This window comes from Bacillus sp. BS98, assembly GCF_008432245.1.
In the GTDB taxonomy this organism is placed as follows: Bacteria; Bacillota; Bacilli; order Bacillales; family Bacillaceae_G; genus Bacillus_A; species Bacillus_A toyonensis.
The window spans coordinates 4,958,939-4,977,902 of record NZ_CP043830.1; the positions used below are offsets into that span (position 1 = coordinate 4,958,939).

Genomic DNA, 18,964 nt, shown 5'->3' on the forward strand with positions numbered 1-18,964 from the left:
AATAATATAATGTGAACCGTAACGACAACTAACTTCTTAAAGTGGCAAGCTTCTCTTCAACCTTCTCTAAATCCTCGACAGAATCTATTTCAAAGCTGGCATTGCTATCAATTTCATATAAATGAACATTCAGATGACCAATATTATCTTTCACAATATTATCCCAATACAGCTCACTAAAGTCTTCTTGCTCCACTGCTTTTTCTAACTCTTTTACGATATAATCCGCATCGTCCTTACACCAATAGGAAAGGCCACATAAAATGTAATCATCATGACCGTCACCAATTTCAATATCGTACACTTTCTTGCTCTCATCATGCTTAATAATCCATTCATTGCGGAAATCTTCTTTCCTTGCACTAAAGTATAAAGATGACTCTGGTTTTTCAATAAATATATTACGATGTAAATACACATCAGCATCTACCACATACGCATCTGCCAAATATTCACGCACTACATACATCGTATAAATATTGTTATACACATTATATTTATCGTTATATACAAGACGTATATTTTCATATTTATCAACAAGATAATTAAATTTTTCCGATAAATATCCAGTAACAACAATAATTTCATCTATACCAATCTCTTGTAAATATTCAATTTGTCGTTCTAGCATCGGTTTCCCGTTTACCTCTACTAATGACTTTGGTTTCGTTAATGTTAATGGGCGCAAGCGTGTCCCCATACCAGCTGCTAATAAAATCGCTCTCATGCTACCTCTCCTCTATATTTCTTTCTCTTAATAAATTCATTTGCATCCGCGACTGTTAAAACAGCCCCTACAATAATGAATAAACAACAAATAATTAATTTCCAAGAAAATGGTGTTCCCATTACTAATATAGAAATCCAAATCGCCCAAGCTGAATATGTAATATTCAGCCCCATGGCTTTCGTTGGGCCCAGTTCATGGATTGCTTTATAGTAAAAAATGTACGAAGCCGTCCCAATTAACGCCACAAAGATAATTAAGATAAATTCACTACTTACCATAACTTCTTTCGTTAAAAAATGCCCGCCTAATGTCGGTAAAATGATCAGTCCATATGTTACAGACGAAACAAGTTGGCGAATTTGCAACGCCTCTTCTGGCGAGACTTCCCCATCCTTCATACCGTAGGCACAAATAACACATTCTAATCCCCAACCTATAATACAAATCAAAACAAAAATAAAACCTAACATGTAGTTTTGTGTTGCAAATCCATCACCGGTAAAGCCAAGAATAATAATACTACTAATGCTTATTACAAGCCCTAACCAATTCCAAGAGCGTAAACGTTCTTTTAAAAACATAAATGCAAAAAATGCTCCAACGGCTGGATATATGGCTGAAATTGCTGCCGTATACGAAGCCCCTATATACTTTACAGCTAATACATAAAACGTCATCCCTAAAGGTCCGCCCATTAAAGCACCTAACATTACGAAACGACCACTTCTTGTTCTTAATTTAGAAAGCGCTGTTCGTAATTGACCTTTAAGTCCCATATAGACCATCATCCACAATGTCGACATAAAATCATGTAAAAATGTGCTAACAAGCGGCGCAAGGAATATAACTTGCTCCGTTTCCAACATAACTGTCGAGGATAATATAATCCCAATTAAAACCGTATCTATAGCCCAAGCAAATCCGGAGAACACACCATAAAAAATCCCTCTACTTTGCTTTCGATTCATACTGGTATCCTCCATAGTACTCTAAAAATAACTGTAAATTTTCTTTTGCCCGCGTATAACGATCCATTCCATATGTTCCGAAATCACTACCCGCTGCTTCTTTAATCTTTGTCCAAATACTCCATAAAAAGTCTTGGAAAATTTTATTTAATAAGATTCTTTGTCGATGCAATTCTTCTACTTTTCCATTAAAATAGTAATCTAAAAATAACTCTTCATCTTCAGCTGAGAATTCACACTCTAAACTATGCGCTGCAATATCCCACATCGGATCATTCAAGCCGCCATACTCCCAGTCGATTAAATACATCTTGTTTTCTCCATTTTTCACAAAGTTTTCAGCAACAGTATCATTATGGCAAGGTGTTAACTGAACATCCATTTTCTCATACATCGCTTTTAATCGCATAACTTGCTTCTTTACCTTTTTATAATCAGCAAAATTTGAACCATTTGATTTACTTAATAAACCTTCATAATGCTCAATTTTCTCAAATACATTAAACGTATTACTCATCGCTGCACTTGATTCATGTAATTCCTTCAAAATAGCTGCCGTTAACTGCATATTATCGCTACGTCGCGCCGTTTTCGGATTCAATGTTTCTGCATTTGAAATAAGCTCTGCTAACTTCACACCTGTTTCTTCATTAAAATATAGAAGCTCAGCGTCAATTCCTAGCTCACTTGCCAAATTAGAATTCACCATTTCATCATGACGACTAATCATTTCTTCCGTACCGCTTCCTGGAATACGAAGTACATATTCTGAATCCCCGACACTTACCTTGAAATTCGTATTTGTCATACCACCAAATGGTTGAATATTTGTAATAGCATCTTCTGGAATATTTAAAGCCTCCATAACGTGACCTTTAATTTGTTTTTCTTTAAACTCTGCTTCTTTTCTCAATAAACGAGGGTAAATTTTATTCCTCACAACTTCATATTGCTGTTTTGTATCAATTTCTGCCCACACAATATTTTGTAATTTGATATGCCCAATATCATATGTTCTTGCAACATCAAGAAGTAAATATTCATAATTCACATACGGATTTTGATTATGATTAAACAGCTCCAACATATTAAGGAAAACATCATAAGAAAGTTTTGAAATTCCAATCATCTCGCCATCAATACGATTTAATTGATGAACATCTTTCGAAATTTTATACAAATTCCCGTTTTGAATCTCTACAAATGCCTCATCACCAGAACCACTTTCATTCGTAATCAATACACAGTCCCGTTCCGGATATTGTAGCAATTGAGAAATCGCATCTTCTTCTATTAAAATATCATCTTCAATTAATAGAAAATCATCTGTAATTAAACTTTGAACACTTGAAAGTGAAGCCATAGAGCCTGTCCATTTATATTTCGGATTTTCTACAAAGTATACTCCTTGCTCTTTATTCCAAGAAGCAAATTTTTCTTTTTTATATCCAGAAACAATAACAACTTTTTCAATTCCGTTATTGTGTAATATCTCTAAATTTCGATTTAAAAGTATTTTATCACCAATGGATAATAACCCAGATGGTTTACCTAATTCCTTACGATTTCCTGCCGCAAGAATAACTGCTTGCTTAACTTTTTTATACTCTCGCTGATGAATACGAATCTTTTTTTGCTGCAGTGTAGCTAACTCGCTCTGCAAAAATTTAAGACCCTGTTCTTTCACATAATAGCTTATATGTTTTCCATTTTTTTCACTAACAACATAATTTTTTTTCGTCAAATCATTTATAATATAATTCACTTTTCCGGTAGATATCCCACTACGTTCTGCAATTTTCTTCTGACTTAAATGTGGTTCTTTATTAATAATTTCTAATATATCAAGCATATGTTGCATGTGTGGTCCCCCATAACATCGATAATACATTCAAAATTTGAACGCAACATTAATATTATCACTAATAAGGTGTAATGTAAATTTGTTGTAAAATTTCAGTAAATACAGTTTTACATTTCTCCTATCACCTAAAATAAAAAGAAGTGCCCCTGCTTATTTTGCACAGGGGCACTTCTTTTTATTTATAAATAGCCTCAACGTTATTGGCTGACACAACTTTAATATTACTAGCAGAATTTGCAAAATCCCAATTCTCATCCTTAATCATATAATTAGGACCATAGTTCTCAATAAGATACTCTTCAACATTTGAAGGAACAGGGAATTCTTCGCCCTTGAATGGCATTAATTTCGTTCCTAACAATGTAGAACTTGCTGTTTTCGTTTTCCACCCTGTAAGGATCTTTTCAGTTCCTCTTTCCTGCGTCGACATCTCATCCGTTCCTTCAAAGAAGTAACACCATACTTTATTAGGATCTTCCGAAAAATAATAGAAAAGATCGATATGAGTTCCTTTATAAGTGAAAGTTTGCTCTACAACATGACCATCAACTGTGAACTCCCTAAACGTCTTAACACCTTTATCATTTAACGTTTTCTCTAGTGCTCTTTTCTTCTCTTCACTTATATTAAAAGTACCAATATCCATATCTAAATCATGGCTTATGAAATCTTTTTCTCGCACAGCGCCAAGTAACGTGCCATAATCTAACCAAAATTCTTGATCATGCTCTTTAAAAGCTTCTTGCACTAATAGTAAACACTCTACTCCATATTGTTTAATATTGTTTCGTACTAATTGCAATTGCTTATTCGCACGATATTCTAAAGGCTTTTTTAACAATGTACGAACTAGCTTATTTCCTTCAATAAATTTTCTAATTTCTTGTTTAAATCCCATATGAAAATCCTCGCAATAACATCTATTTAAAGTAATATAACGGAATAAAATCACTCACATATCTCCGTTATTTTCTCCGTTTCCTACACCATCATACTATTTGACACCAAATTTTTCAAAGGGAAAGTCAGATTTTTGGAGTGATCGTGTTGTATAAATGAAAGCAAATTACTTATGCTATAACAAATAACCACCAAACTTGAACAGTAACTTACCACATATTATAAATAAAAGGCATACGATTTCTCGTATACCTTTTGTGTATCTTTCATTACTTAGCCACGAAATAATCCGTTACATATTGTGCCCAAACTTCATGTCCTTTAGCACTTGGGAAACCAAACTCTTCTTGTAGGTACGGTAAAATTGCCTTTGTTGCTGCATCAGGCCATGCTCCCCAATGATCAACATATGTATAACCATTTTGCGTCGCAAATTGCTTTAATGCCTCAATTGCTTTCGGATAATTCTTCGCACCATACACTGGGTTTGATGGTTGAATCATAATTGTAGCGCCTTTTGCACTAGTAGAAAGTGCTTGAACAAACTTCTGTGTACTCGCAACAGAGTTCCCATTACCAGTTTTACCGTTATCAGTAATAAATGGTGGCTCAAATAAAATCACATCTGGCTTGTCTTTCGCAATCTCTTTATCACGCTTATTCGCGATTAACTCTTCTGTGCTTTCACCCTTATATTCCTTTACTGTCACATTCCATAAACCTTTACCGTAAGCAGTTTCTAAATTAGCTGTTAACTTAGCTGCCCAAGCATCTTTTTCAGATGAAGAAGCCTCATCACCAACAATAACAAGATTCACTGCCTTTTTCTCTTTAGCAGCTTTCTTCAACTTTTCTTTCACTTCATCTGGCAAATTCTTCGCATATGCTTCATTAAAAGATGACTTCGCATCTTGCTTTTTCTCTGCTTTTTTCTCTTCTTTCTTCGCTCCGCTATCTTTCACTTCAGCCTTTGTCTTCGTTACTTCACTCGTCTGTCCCGTTGCATTTGCAACTTTCTTATTCCAGTACAATTTACCGCTCACAATCGAAGCAATAAACAATACAAAAACAACAAGAACAAGTACTGCTTTCTTATTCATCGATTCACCTCATCTATTAATCTCACAACATATAATATTAATATAAATCCATGCAAAAATAAACCCAACTCCTTCCAAAGGAGTTGGGTTATTACATATTACTTAGTCACTTCAAGATGCGCTCTTAACTTATTCGTTATATCTTGTTTCGCTGCATCTGGAACATAGTAATACCAAATGCCATCAGCGGCTTTGTGACCGTCGCCTGAGATTTGGATATCTTCACTGTTTTGCAGACAATTTTTATAATTCTTTTGCATATCAAACATTTGATCTTGCGTTAAGTTTGTCTTCACATTCTTTTGAATTGCTGTAAGTACATCACCATAACTTGTTAGAGAAGAGAAGCTTGCACCTTTCTTAATAACAGCTTGCATTACTTGGCGCTGACGCATTTGACGACCGAAGTCACCGCGTGGATCTTCTTTACGCATACGTGTGAATGCTAGAGCTTGGTCACCTGTTAAATGAACATTTCCTTTAGCAAAATGATGACCATTCGCAGTAAATTCTAAATCATTATTTACATCTACGCCACCGACTGCATCAACGATATCTTTGAAACCTTCCATATTCACTTCAATATAATAGTTAATAGGAACATTTAAGAACTTTTCTACAGTTGCGACAGACATGTCTACGCCACCAAATGCATACGCATGATTAATTTTATCACTTTTCCCTTTTCCAACAATCTCTGTATACGTATCACGAGGAATACTTAACGTTTTCATTGAATTATTTTTAGGATTTAAAGTAATAACCATTAAAGAATCTGAACGACCTTTATCTTCACCACGTTCATCAGCTCCTAGTAGGAGAATGGATACAGGTTCAGATTTACTAATTTTTTCAGTTTCTACACCATTAGAGTCTTTATCACGCTTTAAAGGTTTATGTACTTCATCCAATGTTTTTGAGACTTTAGAATATACATTATAGGCATATATTCCACCACCTATAACCAATACCCCAATAATTCCCAAAATCAAAAATAGAATTTTCTTTTTCATCTCTTAATCCTTCCTTTTACCTATGTACTAACTCATTAAACTAAGATTTAGCAAAATAAAATTTTGTTTTATCCTACTTTGTGATAGGCCTTACTTACTTGTAATATGACTAAAGATAATTTAGATGAAAATCAATCTACCATTAATACTATTAGATTTATATATATATAAGTAGTACCTTTTCACTAAGTATTAATCTATAAATCATTCCCAAATTAATAATAGTGTACTAACCAACATATTAAAATCTATTCTTAATTATATACCAAATTCTTTTTCAACTGTCACTAATGCTGAACCAATGATTTGATGCATATCATAATATTTATAGGTAGCTAATCGCCCACCAAATATCACATTGTCTTCTTTATCAGCTAGTTCTTTATATTTTTTATATAAATCTGTATTCTTTTTGTTATTAATCGGATAGTATGGCTCATCACCTGGTTTCCATTCAGAAGGATATTCTTTCGTAATTACAGTTTTGTCTTGAGAGCCAAATTCGAAATGTTTATGCTCAATAATTCTAGTATATGGCGTTTCTCTATCTGTGTAGTTAACGACCGCATTTCCTTGGTAATTGTCAATATCAGATATTATTTCATTTTCAAACTGTAAACTTCTATACTCCAACACACCATATTTATAATCAAAAAATTGATCGACCATTCCAGTAAATACTATTTTTTGGGCCATTCCTTCTAACTCTTGTCTGTTTTTAAAGAAATCTACCCCTAATCTAACTTCACTATTTTCAAGCATTTTTTCTATAATTACATTATATCCGCCAATAGGAATACCTTGATACTTGTCATTAAAATAATTATTATCATAAGTAAAACGAACCGGTAATCGATTAATAATAAATGAAGGTAGTTCCGTTGCCGAGCGTCCCCACTGTTTTTCAGTATAACCTTTAATCAATTTTTCATAAATATCAGTTCCCACTAGAGAAATAGCCTGTTCTTCTAAATTTTTAGGCTCTGTAATTTTAGCATCTTTTTTTTGTTCTTCAATTTTTTCTTTAGCTTCTTGAGGTGTTATTACTCCCCATAGCTTATTAAACGTGTTCATATTAAAAGGTAGGTTGTAAATCTCTCCTTTAAAATTAGCAACTGGAGAATTTGTATATCTATTAAATTCAACAAAATCATTTACATAATCCCATATTTTTTTATTATTAGTATGGAAAATATGAGCTCCATACTTATGAACATTTATACCTTCAATATTTTCAGTATATAAATTCCCACCAATGTGGTTTCTTTTATCAATAACAAGACATTTCTTTCCTTTTTTTGATGCTTCATGAGCGAATACCGCTCCAAACAAACCCGCTCCTACGATTAAATAATCATACATACTAATTCATCCCTTTCTTCTCAATACCTTATTTAATACACCTAATAAAAACTTATCTTTAAATAAAATGAGTACTACAAAATAAAAAGAAAACCCTATACTTACTTGAGCTACCGTAACCCATAATACCGAACTTTCAAGAATCGTTCCTATTAAATAGATGATTAATCCCATCAATAGCGAGACAATTCCATAGTTCATAAAAGATTTAACAAGCTTTGTATAATTAATAAACTCCTTCACAAAAAATAATTGTACCAATACTACTGTAAACTCTGCTATAAGAGTAGCAATTGCTGTACCTACACTAGCCATATATCTAATTAATATGAGATTAATTATTATACTTATAATAGCACCTGCAGTTACTGATAATGTTAGTTTATTTTGCCTTTGTATTGGTATAAGAATTTGCATTCCAAAAATGTTCGAGAGTCCAATTAAAACTATAATCGGACTCATAATTATTACAAGTACTCCTACTTTCTCATATCCATTACCAAAAAACCATGGTGTGAACGTTGGAGCAATTGCCGCCAGTCCAATAGCCAATGGTAGAGTTATACATAGAACAAATCTTACTATGATATTGCTATATGTTTTTATTTTCTCCAAATTCCCTTGTGCAAATTCTGAGGCTATCCTTGGTAACATTACTGTACTCACTGAAGTAACTACACTTAGTGTTATTTTAACAAGCTTCAAAGCTTGTTCATAAAAACCTACTTCAATTGCACTAACAAAAACTCCAAGGAGGATCCTATCTACAATTACATATAATTGAATTATAACTTGTGGTAAAAATATTAACATTACCGGTTTAATATGTCCTAATAAATTTATATCCTTAATTCTCAGAGGATCAATATACTTAAATGCTTGTGTCCACATTAACGCTTGACCAAATACGTTTGTTAAAACATTAATTAACACGTATAACGCTAAGTCTTCTTTACTATTTACAACAGTAAAAATTAAAACCAATGATACTAAACGCACAATTGTATTTCTTACAACGACTTTTTTTAATTCTTCCAATCCAATGAATAACCATGAAATATCTAGCATTGAAGCAATTAGCATTAACAATTGAATATAAAATATTAATTTATTATTCTCAACATAGAAAAAAACAAAAACAAAATACAGTACTACAAACAGAAACGAACTTATTAATTGAATTAAATACACATCCCAAAAATTTCGGGACATTACTTTTTTCCCTTGTTGCTTAACCGATGCCACTTGTCTATTTCCATATAAAGGAATACCTAAAACTGCAAATAACATAAAAACTTGCACTATTGATAAAGAGTAGGCATTTATACCTACTCCTTCAGGCCCTAGTACCCTAGATACATAGGGAATAGTTATTATCGGTATTATCAAGATAAGCACTTGATACAAAGTATTGTAAATATAATTTGATATTAATTTATTCATAGTTATACCTCAAAATATTCAGCAAAATTCTACAAGCAAATATATAACAAAAATCAGTTTAAATTCCCTGGCATCATTTTTTATCCAAAATAAATTGATAAGGGATATATGCCCTATTGAAAGACGTCATCTTCAATACTTCATCATCTAAATTAATTGCCTTATTCAGACTATATAACCCATACAAAATTATTAAAAATGCTAAGATTGATTTCTTTATTATCCCTTTATAGTGCTTTAAAACTATTCCCCACAAGAAAATTTCTGATAAAGCAAAATAAATTGAGCCCCTATCACTCAAAATCCAAAATGGTTTAAATGCATAATAAATCACAGCCCCGAAAAAATACATATTCAAGAAAATTTTATAAGTCTTATTATCTTCATAGTATTTTTTTATTGTATAAGTAAAAATTAATAAAAATATTAACCTTTTAAACATATTAACACTTATCTCGAAAGAAGCCTCATTATTTATATACACAGAATATCTAGGTATTAACAAAGAGATATATTCAAAAATTTGGTTAAACATTGACGAAAATGCCATGAAAAATGAACCTAAAATTACTATTACAATGAATTTTACTGTATAATCCTTTCTTAAAATCCAATAAAAAGGCATAAAAATTATTGCAGAAATATGAAACAGCGATGCTATTAAAACCGAGATGATAAATTTAACCGGTTTCTCCTTAATTACATAATTATAACTATACATTATAATTGCCGTTGCAATTCCCTGTGTAACTAAGCCCATATCATATCTTATAAAGAATAAACAATAATATAAAAATAATGTGAGAAAAATGTATATACTATTATTTTTGATTACTTTAAATTTAATTGTTAATGTTACTAATGCAATAAAAAATAACATTACATTAAAATCATTAAAAATTTTATTTAATATAAAGTATCCTTTTTCTTGGTTTGTATTAGAGAATTTTTCCAGCAATCCACTTTGTATACTTTCATAAATCCTTTCATGACTAACATAATCTATCCCTATATTGTATCTCAATCCAGCAAAAAATATCAAAAATATACAAGTAACAACAAAATGAAAATACCAAAGTAGTTTAAACTTTTTTTTGCTTATTAAATCAAATAAAAATAAAGCACCCAGTAATATAAATATTACATAATATATCATTATCTTACTCCTAGATTAAAGTAACATTTTTAAATAAATCTATTGGCATCTCGACCACTAGACTTAAAGTTTATTAATTTGGCCTAAAATATTAATATATCTTTCGGCAAATTTCTCTAATGTGAAATTCTCATTAAAGCATTTTATATTTTCTTGTGCCATTTTCAGTAGCACATCTCGATTTTTTTTGAAATTTAAAATACTAGCTACTAATGTCTCAACGTCCTCATTTTCAAATAACTTAACACCCTTCGTCAGATGCGCTACAGTTTTATTACCACCAGTATTAGAAGCTAGAACTGGCGTACCTAAGGATAATACTTCGAGTAAAACTAAATCAAAGTACGTATTTCTATTTGGTAGTACAAATAAATCAGAGGCATTTACAATACTTCCTGGGTCATCCGTCCAACCTATTTGAATAAAATTATTGCTTTCAGCTTTAATATCCCCAGTCCCACCACTAACAAAGACGATACTCGGGTCTATTTCATGTATCGCTTTAGCAGCTTCCTTTAAAATATCAAAACCTTTGATTGAATTATGTCTTCCTATATATGATATTACAAAAGCATCTTGAGCAATATCGTACTTTTCTCTAAATTCCTCCTTGTTCATTTTATGACTTAAGGGCTTAGAACCTGTCATGTTAAAATAAACTTTTTTATCTTTTATAATTTCCTCAAAGCCATCAACAAAAGTAGAATAAATTTCCATCGATTCTTTTGAAGGAAAAATAAAGTATTCACATTCTTTAAATGCCCTATCTTCAACTTCCTTGATTTTCTTTTTGTACCTTTTCAACTTTAAATTTTGATTTTTAAAAGTATTTCTTACAACATCAACAAATTCGTCCGCAACACTTTCTGGAGTATGAGGAGTTAGTACTAATTTTGAACTAAAATTATACTCTTTAACCTTATTGTAATCCATAACATTATGTAAATGAATTACATCGCCATGACTAAAATCCGCACTTTGTAATTTAGATCTTATTGTAATATCTCTTAAGTCTATCGATTTCTTTTCCATAACTTTTTCAGTAATAAAGTTACTTTTCCCTAATAAAGATTTTAACTTACTAATTTTATTTTTAGATTCTGCAGCTGTTAAAACAGATTCATTAACTATTAAACTTACTTCTTGATTTCCACCTATTTTTTTTAGACCTTCATTAAGATTTGCTATATAACCTGATGGTCCACCTCTTCTAATGTCCAACTCACCCGGAAAAACAATATAATTCATATACTCACCTTTTCTATTATCAATTATACAAACAAGATTTAAAGAATTCCTCCCTAGTCTTATCTAAGGAACCTTTTGAGAATTCATCGGCTTTGTTGTAATTATACAAACAAGCACTTTTATAAAGTTCGTGATTATTTATTAATTCATCTATCTTTTGAGCTAATAGTTGATGGTCTCTTTTCTGAATTATAAAATCTTCTCTTACAATTTCCGGAAAACCACCTACATCTGTAGTAATGACTGGGCAGGCCCTACTCATTGCTTCAATAGTCGCTCGATTCATCCCCTCTTGCAAGCTAGGTTGAATATAAATATCCATTTCATCCAACCATTCCCAAACGCCTGCACCACTCTTCCTAATACCATCAAATACAATATTATTTCCTAATTTTTCTTGATCAATCATTTGTACTAGTCTTTCTGAATCACCATGCCCTAACAAATGAAGCTTTATATTACTATATTTTTCATTTAATAAAGATATTGCTTTTAATGCTGTATCATGTCCTTTAAATCTATTATTGGCATTCCCTATTAAGCCAATTTTTATTACTTTAGAAGATTCAAGGTTATTTTTTAACTTGTTACTTAAAATACTTTTCGTAACATTTGCAATTTCAACATCTGAGCAACCTATATTGTTCTTATTATTTGGATATCTCTTTTGAAGAAATTGATTAGTTACATAAATAACATTTTGTGCACTCTTAATGTTTTTTCTAGTTTTTAAGAACATTATTGGTGCTGCAATTCTAGTCTTTAAACTACCATAATTCCATAATGCATCCCATGGGCATGCAACCATTTCCACAATAACTTTTTTATTTCTATTTCTTGCTTCTTTATAAGCTATATTTCCTATTACACTAGGCAATCTTACAATTACACATTCAACACCATCAATTATATCTGTTATCTCTTGTCTTATAGTTAAATGTTTAGTTAAATAACTTTTATGAGAGTTATAACTATAAATTGGCTGAAATGTTACATTTTCACCACTAGATGTCTGTAGATTTTTTTTGAATTTTTCTTCTTGAATTTCAAATTTTCTTGCCCTACTTCCCACAGTTATGTGCGAAAATATTTCTAAATACCTTTGCCAAAGACTGTACGGGAAACCAATAGAATAAAAATTCTTCTTTTTATCTTCGTACGCAGGGAAATCATGGAAAAACGCTGCTTTCATATATATTCCTCTCTTGAATCAAATTTTAAAATAAATATGTCCTGCTTTCACTTAACACTCATATAAATCCCCAAAATAAGGGGTTTCTTAAATTAAAATAGCACTTATGAAATAACTAACATGTCCCCGATAATTTTCTCATATTCAATCGGTTGAATTTTTTCATTACAGTTTCCTGGGTGAAATGTCATTTCACCAAAATAAATTTTCCCATCTAAATTATATAAATCTACCCTAACAAATGGAAAGCCTTTAGATAATTTTGCTGCAATTTTTACCATTAAATCATAATTTTCTGGTTTTTTTATTGGTTTATCAATGTTTTCATAAGTTATTTTTAAGTCTAAGTTTTTATCATTAAAATCAATATCAAACATACTTCTCTGATGTTCTCCAAAACGATCTGTATCTATTTGAATAAATTTAGGCTCTCCATTAAAACACCAAAATTTATAATCATAAGTATTTCCTTTAGAATCCTCAATATATTCCTCAATTACGAAACGTGATGATAAATCTTTATACTGCCACTCTCTAGTCCTCATATACGGGTCTAACTTTAACCATTTCGTCAATTTATTGGTAGATTCTTCCCAATCTAATTTAGTTTTATCTTGGCAAATAATATTATATTGGGATCCAGAAGTTAACTTCAAAGCGAACTTACTAGGTAATTTTGAGAAGTCTACCTCTTTAGGATCTGAATACACCCCTATTAAAGGAACAAGATATTCTTCCCCTAAATTTTCTTCTATGTAAGATCGTACTTCATACTTATCGACTACTTTTTTCATAATTGGATTGCGATGATTCAACTTTAAAGAGAGTAGTTTGTCATTAAAATAGATAGGATTTTTTAAATTTGGCAATCTCCCGTTTTTCAATAAAAAAGTTAGTGTACAATATTGACGATCAGGAAAAAGTGACAGTGCCTTGGACAATTTATATTTAATTTTTTCGTTCAAAATAATCATTCCCTATATTTTAAATATATTTTTCTATTACCTTATTTTGTTGATTAATTTTTAAACCAATCAACAAATTTATTTATTCCTTCTTGAATTGGAGTATCTGGCTTAAATCCTACATCATTAATCAAATCTGAAACATCTGCATATGTTTGATAAACATCTCCCGGTTGCATCGGATAATACTCTTTAACCGCTTCTTTACCTACTGCAGATTCAATAGCCTGAATAAAATCTAATAATTTTACAGGTTTATTATTTCCGATATTATAAACTTTATATGGTAATTCCTTATTATTAAGGACAGGTGAGTTCTCTAACAACTTAATAATACCGTCTACAATATCATCAATATACGTAAAATCTCGATACATATCGCCATTATTAAATACTTTTATAGGTTTTCCGTCCATAATCGCTTTTGTGAAAGAAAAATATGCCATATCTGGTCTTCCATAAGGTCCATAAACAGTGAAGAAACGTAAACCAGTTGTTGGAACATTATACAAGTGGCTATATGTATGAGCCATTAATTCATTTGATTTTTTCGTTGCTGCATATAAGCTAACTGGATTATCAACTTGGTCTTCTGTTGAAAACGGTATTTTTTTGTTTGCACCATATACCGAACTTGATGATGCATAAAGTAAGTGTTCTACTTTATGATGTCTACACATTTCAAGGATATTCAAAAACCCAACAACATTTGATTGAATATAAGCATCTGGATTTTCAATACTGTATCTTACACCAGCCTGTGCAGCAAGATTAATAACGATATTAATCTCATTTTCAACAAATAATTGCTCCAAATACTCTTTATCAGTTAAATCTGCTTTATGGAAAATAAATTTCTCATACTGATTTAATATATTTAAACGACGTTCTTTAAGGCTAATCTCATAATAGTCATTAAGATTATCATACCCAATAACCTTACAACCCATCTCTAATAATTGCTTAGAAAGGTGCATACCTATAAAGCCGGCTGCACCTGTTATTAAATATGTTTTTTTAGAATCTACATGTTTTAAATTCATTTTCAGACTCCTACACCATAGTATTTAAAGCCTTTTTCGATCATTGCTTTTTTATTATAAATATTTCTCAAATCAAAGAAATACTCACTTCCATCTATTTCACGAAGTTTATCAAAATCAAGGTTTCTAAATTCATTCCACTCAGTTAAAATCACTGTAGCATTTGTACTTGCAATTGCTTCATATGCTGTTTCACACCATGTAATACTTCCCTTAATCTCTTCAAGACGCCATGTTCCCTCTTTTAGTCCCTCAGGGTCATATATGTTAAATTTCGCTCCACGTTTAGCAAGCTCAGGTAAAATTACAAGTGCTGGCGCATCTCTCATGTCATCTGTATTAGGTTTAAATGTAATCCCTAAAATGGCAAATGTTTTCCCGTCAACATCACCCATGGCATTAACAATTTTATCTACCATTTTTAACTTCTGTCTTTCATTCGCTTCTACTGTTGCCTCAATTAGAGAAATAGTTTCACCATGTTCATGAGCTATTCTTGCAAGAGCCTTCGTATCTTTTGGGAAACAGCTCCCTCCATATCCAGGACCTGCATGTAAAAACTTCGGTGAAATTCGACCATCCTGCCCCATCGCTTTCGCTACTTTCTGAACATCTGCACCAACTTTTTCACATACATTCGCAACTTCATTAATAAATGTTATTTTCATTGCAAGGAAAGCATTTGCAGCGTACTTAATCATTTCTGCTGTTTCAATATTAGTTTCTACAAATGGCGTTTCGTTTAGATAAAGAACCCTATAAACGTCCTTCATTAACTCCAATGCTCTTTCACTTTCAGCCCCGATAACAACTCTATCAGGATGAGTAAAATCTCTAACAGCAGAACCTTCTCTTAAAAATTCTGGATTTGAAACTACATCAAAATCATACTGGATTCCTCTTTTATCCAGCGCTTCTTTTACTGTAGATTTAACAATTTGCCCTGTTCCTACTGGCACAGTGGATTTATCTACAATTACTTTATATCCATTCATATATTTTGCAATACTCTCTGCAACTGCAAGTACATATTGAAGGTCGGCACTTCCATCATCTGCTGGCGGTGTACCTACCGCTATAAAAATAACATCATTATTTTCTACAGCCTCTTTAATATCCGTTGTAAAATTAAGACGCTTATAATAATGGTTTTTTTGTACGACCGTCTCTAATCCTGGTTCATATATAGGAATTACACCATTTTTTAGGCTCTCGATTTTATTTTGATCGACATCAACACACGTCACTGTATGTCCAAAATCTGATAGAATAGCTCCTGATACTAAACCTACATAACCTGTTCCGACTACTGCTATTTTGGTCATATTCTACACTCCACATCAATTTATTTATTACAAATTTGATCAATTTTATTCATGTATGCCTTTATTACTATATTTCTATCAAACTCTTTTTCGATTTTATCCCTGGAATTTATACCCATTTGTTTTCTCTCAACATCTGTTAAGCAAATGAATTTTTCAATCTGTTCAACTAAACTACTTGTGTTTTTAGCTTCAAATGTATATCCATTCTGATTTTCTGAAATTGTTTCCCTGCAACCTGGTATATTAGAGGCAATCAATGCTCTCCCAGTAGCAGCTGCTTCTAATAAAACATTAGATAAGCCTTCTCCACCATGAGAAGCTTGAATAAGACAATGAGCTTCTTTAACAAATGGTTTAACATCTGATTGATACCCTAAGTATGTAATAAGACCTTCATTTTGCAGCTGATTAATCATGTCGTTATAATGCGGCTGTGTTTTCTCAACAAAACCTATTACATTAAATTGTGTATCTGGATATTTTGTCTTTATAATTTTTGCAGCTTCCAAGTATTGATCAATACCTTTATCCTTCATAATTCTTCCAATAAAAATGAATTTCAGCACATCTTCTTTTGGAAAATCTTTAAATCTATATTCTTCCAAATTCACTCCTGAACCTGGAATAAGTTCATACTGTCCTTTAATTATATTCCTATCTACTAACATTCTCATATCTTCAGTATTTTGAAAGAAAACACAATAAGACTTTTTCAGACTTACCTTATATAAAGTAGATAAAAACGTTTTTAAAAGTGAACTCTTACTAAATCCACTTCCTAGACCTGTAATATTATTTATACATGGAATATTTAAAAGCCTACAAGCTAATCCTCCGTATAAATTTGGTTTTATCGTATATGTCAATACAACATCTGGTTTTATTTCCTTCAATATTTTAATATAATGCGCAACTAGTTTAAAATCAGTTACTGGGTTTGTGCCCCTTCGATCAACATTTGTTTCTACGAATTTACATCCCCATTCAACCATCTTATCTACTTTTTCGTCTTTGGGTAACGATATATATACTTCATACCCTTTCCTCAACAATTCTTGAATTAGTTCTTTACGAAAATTGTATATTACAAATCCATGGTTACCTAATAATAGTACTTTTTTACTCATAATTTTATGTTCACCTAATTACATACTTATTTTTATAGAAGTCTCAAAATCAACAACGCAATAGTCAAACTCAGGATTTAATTTTTTATCATACGCTTTATTTCCCAATACCTTATTAACGACATTTATCTTTTTTGACATTATCTTTATGACTGGATTAAATGTTTTAATAAAGTGAACTTTCTTGTTCATGTTGATAGCCATAAGATTTATAATATCTTTCGTACTAACATATTCTTTATTTTGCGGGAAAAACACCCCATCCAACTCTTTGTCAATAACAACCTTTAAAAATTCACACAGGTTATCAATGAATATCATACTTCTTTCATTACTTATCTTGGGGAAAACTGGTGATTTTTGCGCCAGCGTTTTTAGCCTAGGAAAATTACCTCTACAGTTTGGTCCATATACCATTGGCGTTCGCACCATAACCGTTTTAAATTTATTACTATTCATTTTTTGAATAGCTAAATCAGCCTCGAGCTTACTTCGCCCATAAAAATCAATGGGACTTGGCTCAGTTTCTGCAGTAATAATTTTAGGTTCACCTAATTTTCCATCTGCACCGTAGATAATCATACTACTCATAAAAATGAATTGTTTAACATTTTCTTTCTCGGCTTTTTCTGCGATATTAATTGCTAAATCCCTGTTAATCTTATAATACATTTCTTCCATTTTTGGATCGGCTGAAACATGGGCTATTCCAGCTACGTGTAAAACAACATCATATTGGGAAAAATCCTTTTGTTTCCATCCATCATTTCTAACAGATATTTTGTCAACAGCATATTGACTTGACCAATTATTAACCCATTTCTCAAAATTTGTTCCTATGTAACTTTCTTTCCCAGTTATTAAGATTCGTTTCTTATTCATTTATGAACTAGCCTCTTTTCTCGTTTCAGAGTTTCGTTCACTACTATTACTTTTCCCTTCCTTAACACCTTCAGATTTCAAAACACTTTTTATAGTCATAAAAAATACTTTTAAATCAAATAATGGTGATAATTTATCTACATATTCACCATCTAGCTTTGCCTTTACATCAATAGGAAGTTCATCTCTTCCATTTATTTGTGCCCATCCAGTTAATCCCGGTGTAACATCATTTGCACCATACTTATCACGTTCTTTAATTAAATCATATTGATTCCAAAGTGCAGGTCTAGGACCAATTATACTCATTTCACCCTTAATAATATTTATAATTTGTGGAAGTTCATCCAAACTTGTTTTTCTTAAAAATTTACCCACCTTTGTTATATACATATCAGGATCTTCCAAAAGATGAGTAGGCATATCTTTTGGAGTATCAATTCTCATTGTTCTAAACTTCAAAATATAAAATTCTTTTTTCCCTTTACCAATACGGCGTTGCTTAAATAAAACAGGGCCTTTTGAATCCAGCTTTATACAAATTATTAATAATAAGAATACAGGTGATGATACTACTAAACCTACAATCGCAACAATAACATCTATAATTTGTTTCAAACTCTTTTTATATATCACTTTTATT

17 protein-coding genes are annotated in these 18,964 nt (G+C 31.4%); all 17 read right to left on the reverse strand.

Annotated features, from left to right (window positions below; genetic code table 11):
- Positions 1 to 28: 28 nt before the first annotated feature.
- A complete protein-coding gene (locus tag F0362_RS25895) occupies positions 29 to 727 on the reverse strand; it encodes a sugar phosphate nucleotidyltransferase (RefSeq protein WP_001201615.1) in 699 nt (232 codons plus the stop codon).
- Positions 724 to 1,698, reverse strand: coding sequence for a DMT family transporter (locus tag F0362_RS25900; RefSeq protein ID WP_001080587.1), 975 nt, complete (start codon positions 1,696 to 1,698; stop codon positions 724 to 726). Before F0362_RS25900 ends, F0362_RS25895 begins: the two co-directional genes overlap by 4 nt.
- Entirely contained in the window at positions 1,679 to 3,559 is a 1,881-nt protein-coding gene (locus F0362_RS25905) for a phosphocholine cytidylyltransferase/choline kinase family protein (RefSeq protein WP_001164445.1), read from the reverse strand. Before F0362_RS25905 ends, F0362_RS25900 begins: the two co-directional genes overlap by 20 nt.
- 178 nt (positions 3,560 to 3,737) lie before the next feature.
- Positions 3,738 to 4,460 carry a LicD family protein gene (locus F0362_RS25910; RefSeq protein ID WP_000505982.1) on the reverse strand — a complete coding sequence of 241 codons (723 nt, stop codon included), beginning with the start codon at positions 4,458 to 4,460 and terminating at the stop codon, positions 3,738 to 3,740.
- 271 nt (positions 4,461 to 4,731) lie between these two features.
- Positions 4,732 to 5,562 (reverse strand): SGNH/GDSL hydrolase family protein, encoded by an 831-nt coding sequence (locus F0362_RS25915; protein ID WP_001034206.1) that lies wholly within the window; start codon positions 5,560 to 5,562, stop codon positions 4,732 to 4,734.
- Between the two features lie 98 nt (positions 5,563 to 5,660).
- Positions 5,661 to 6,575, reverse strand: coding sequence for a polyisoprenyl-teichoic acid--peptidoglycan teichoic acid transferase TagU (locus F0362_RS25920; protein WP_149890027.1), 915 nt, complete (start codon positions 6,573 to 6,575; stop codon positions 5,661 to 5,663).
- Between the two features lie 258 nt (positions 6,576 to 6,833).
- Entirely contained in the window at positions 6,834 to 7,937 is a 1,104-nt protein-coding gene (glf, locus tag F0362_RS25925) for a UDP-galactopyranose mutase (RefSeq protein WP_149890028.1), read from the reverse strand.
- A gap of 6 nt (positions 7,938 to 7,943) precedes the next feature.
- Entirely contained in the window at positions 7,944 to 9,380 is a 1,437-nt protein-coding gene (locus tag F0362_RS25930; protein ID WP_149890029.1) for an oligosaccharide flippase family protein, read from the reverse strand.
- A 73-nt stretch (positions 9,381 to 9,453) separates the two neighbouring features.
- On the reverse strand, positions 9,454 to 10,536 hold the full coding sequence (locus tag F0362_RS25935; protein ID WP_149890030.1) for an EpsG family protein: 1,083 nt from the start codon (positions 10,534 to 10,536) through the stop codon (positions 9,454 to 9,456).
- A 63-nt stretch (positions 10,537 to 10,599) separates the two neighbouring features.
- Entirely contained in the window at positions 10,600 to 11,784 is a 1,185-nt protein-coding gene (locus F0362_RS25940) for a glycosyltransferase family 4 protein (protein WP_149890031.1), read from the reverse strand.
- Positions 11,785 to 11,803: 19 nt separating this feature from the next.
- Positions 11,804 to 12,976: a glycosyltransferase gene (locus F0362_RS25945; protein WP_149890032.1), complete on the reverse strand. Its 1,173-nt coding sequence runs from the start codon at positions 12,974 to 12,976 to the stop codon at positions 11,804 to 11,806.
- Positions 12,977 to 13,080: 104 nt separating this feature from the next.
- A complete protein-coding gene (locus tag F0362_RS25950) occupies positions 13,081 to 13,941 on the reverse strand; it encodes an ATP-grasp fold amidoligase family protein (protein ID WP_149890033.1) in 861 nt (286 codons plus the stop codon).
- Between the two features lie 53 nt (positions 13,942 to 13,994).
- Positions 13,995 to 14,984 (reverse strand): NAD-dependent epimerase, encoded by a 990-nt coding sequence (locus F0362_RS25955; RefSeq protein ID WP_149890034.1) that lies wholly within the window; start codon positions 14,982 to 14,984, stop codon positions 13,995 to 13,997.
- Positions 14,985 to 14,986: 2 nt separating this feature from the next.
- Positions 14,987 to 16,309: a UDP-glucose dehydrogenase family protein gene (locus F0362_RS25960; protein WP_149890035.1), complete on the reverse strand. Its 1,323-nt coding sequence runs from the start codon at positions 16,307 to 16,309 to the stop codon at positions 14,987 to 14,989.
- A 20-nt stretch (positions 16,310 to 16,329) separates the two neighbouring features.
- Positions 16,330 to 17,439 carry a glycosyltransferase family 4 protein gene (locus F0362_RS25965; protein WP_149890036.1) on the reverse strand — a complete coding sequence of 370 codons (1,110 nt, stop codon included), beginning with the start codon at positions 17,437 to 17,439 and terminating at the stop codon, positions 16,330 to 16,332.
- A gap of 18 nt (positions 17,440 to 17,457) precedes the next feature.
- On the reverse strand, positions 17,458 to 18,321 hold the full coding sequence (locus F0362_RS25970; RefSeq protein WP_149890037.1) for an NAD-dependent epimerase/dehydratase family protein: 864 nt from the start codon (positions 18,319 to 18,321) through the stop codon (positions 17,458 to 17,460).
- Entirely contained in the window at positions 18,322 to 18,957 is a 636-nt protein-coding gene (locus F0362_RS25975; RefSeq protein ID WP_097837576.1) for a sugar transferase, read from the reverse strand.
- Positions 18,958 to 18,964: the final 7 nt, after the last annotated feature.

What these genes read in the sequence shown, in the direction of transcription:
- F0362_RS25895 (WP_001201615.1), bottom strand. Translation starts at nt 727, where the DNA reads ATGAGAGCGATTTTATTAGCAGCTGGTATGGGGACACGCTTGCGCCCA.
- F0362_RS25900 (WP_001080587.1), bottom strand. Translation starts at nt 1,698, where the DNA reads ATGAATCGAAAGCAAAGTAGAGGGATTTTTTATGGTGTGTTCTCCGGA.
- F0362_RS25905 (WP_001164445.1), bottom strand. Translation starts at nt 3,559, where the DNA reads ATGCAACATATGCTTGATATATTAGAAATTATTAATAAAGAACCACAT.
- F0362_RS25910 (WP_000505982.1), bottom strand. Translation starts at nt 4,460, where the DNA reads ATGGGATTTAAACAAGAAATTAGAAAATTTATTGAAGGAAATAAGCTA.
- F0362_RS25915 (WP_001034206.1), bottom strand. Translation starts at nt 5,562, where the DNA reads ATGAATAAGAAAGCAGTACTTGTTCTTGTTGTTTTTGTATTGTTTATT.
- F0362_RS25920 (WP_149890027.1), bottom strand. Translation starts at nt 6,575, where the DNA reads ATGAAAAAGAAAATTCTATTTTTGATTTTGGGAATTATTGGGGTATTG.
- glf (WP_149890028.1), bottom strand. Translation starts at nt 7,937, where the DNA reads ATGTATGATTATTTAATCGTAGGAGCGGGTTTGTTTGGAGCGGTATTC.
- F0362_RS25930 (WP_149890029.1), bottom strand. Translation starts at nt 9,380, where the DNA reads ATGAATAAATTAATATCAAATTATATTTACAATACTTTGTATCAAGTG.
- F0362_RS25935 (WP_149890030.1), bottom strand. Translation starts at nt 10,536, where the DNA reads ATGATATATTATGTAATATTTATATTACTGGGTGCTTTATTTTTATTT.
- F0362_RS25940 (WP_149890031.1), bottom strand. Translation starts at nt 11,784, where the DNA reads ATGAATTATATTGTTTTTCCGGGTGAGTTGGACATTAGAAGAGGTGGA.
- F0362_RS25945 (WP_149890032.1), bottom strand. Translation starts at nt 12,976, where the DNA reads ATGAAAGCAGCGTTTTTCCATGATTTCCCTGCGTACGAAGATAAAAAG.
- F0362_RS25955 (WP_149890034.1), bottom strand. Translation starts at nt 14,984, where the DNA reads ATGAATTTAAAACATGTAGATTCTAAAAAAACATATTTAATAACAGGT.
- F0362_RS25960 (WP_149890035.1), bottom strand. Translation starts at nt 16,309, where the DNA reads ATGACCAAAATAGCAGTAGTCGGAACAGGTTATGTAGGTTTAGTATCA.
- F0362_RS25965 (WP_149890036.1), bottom strand. Translation starts at nt 17,439, where the DNA reads ATGAGTAAAAAAGTACTATTATTAGGTAACCATGGATTTGTAATATAC.
- F0362_RS25970 (WP_149890037.1), bottom strand. Translation starts at nt 18,321, where the DNA reads ATGAATAAGAAACGAATCTTAATAACTGGGAAAGAAAGTTACATAGGA.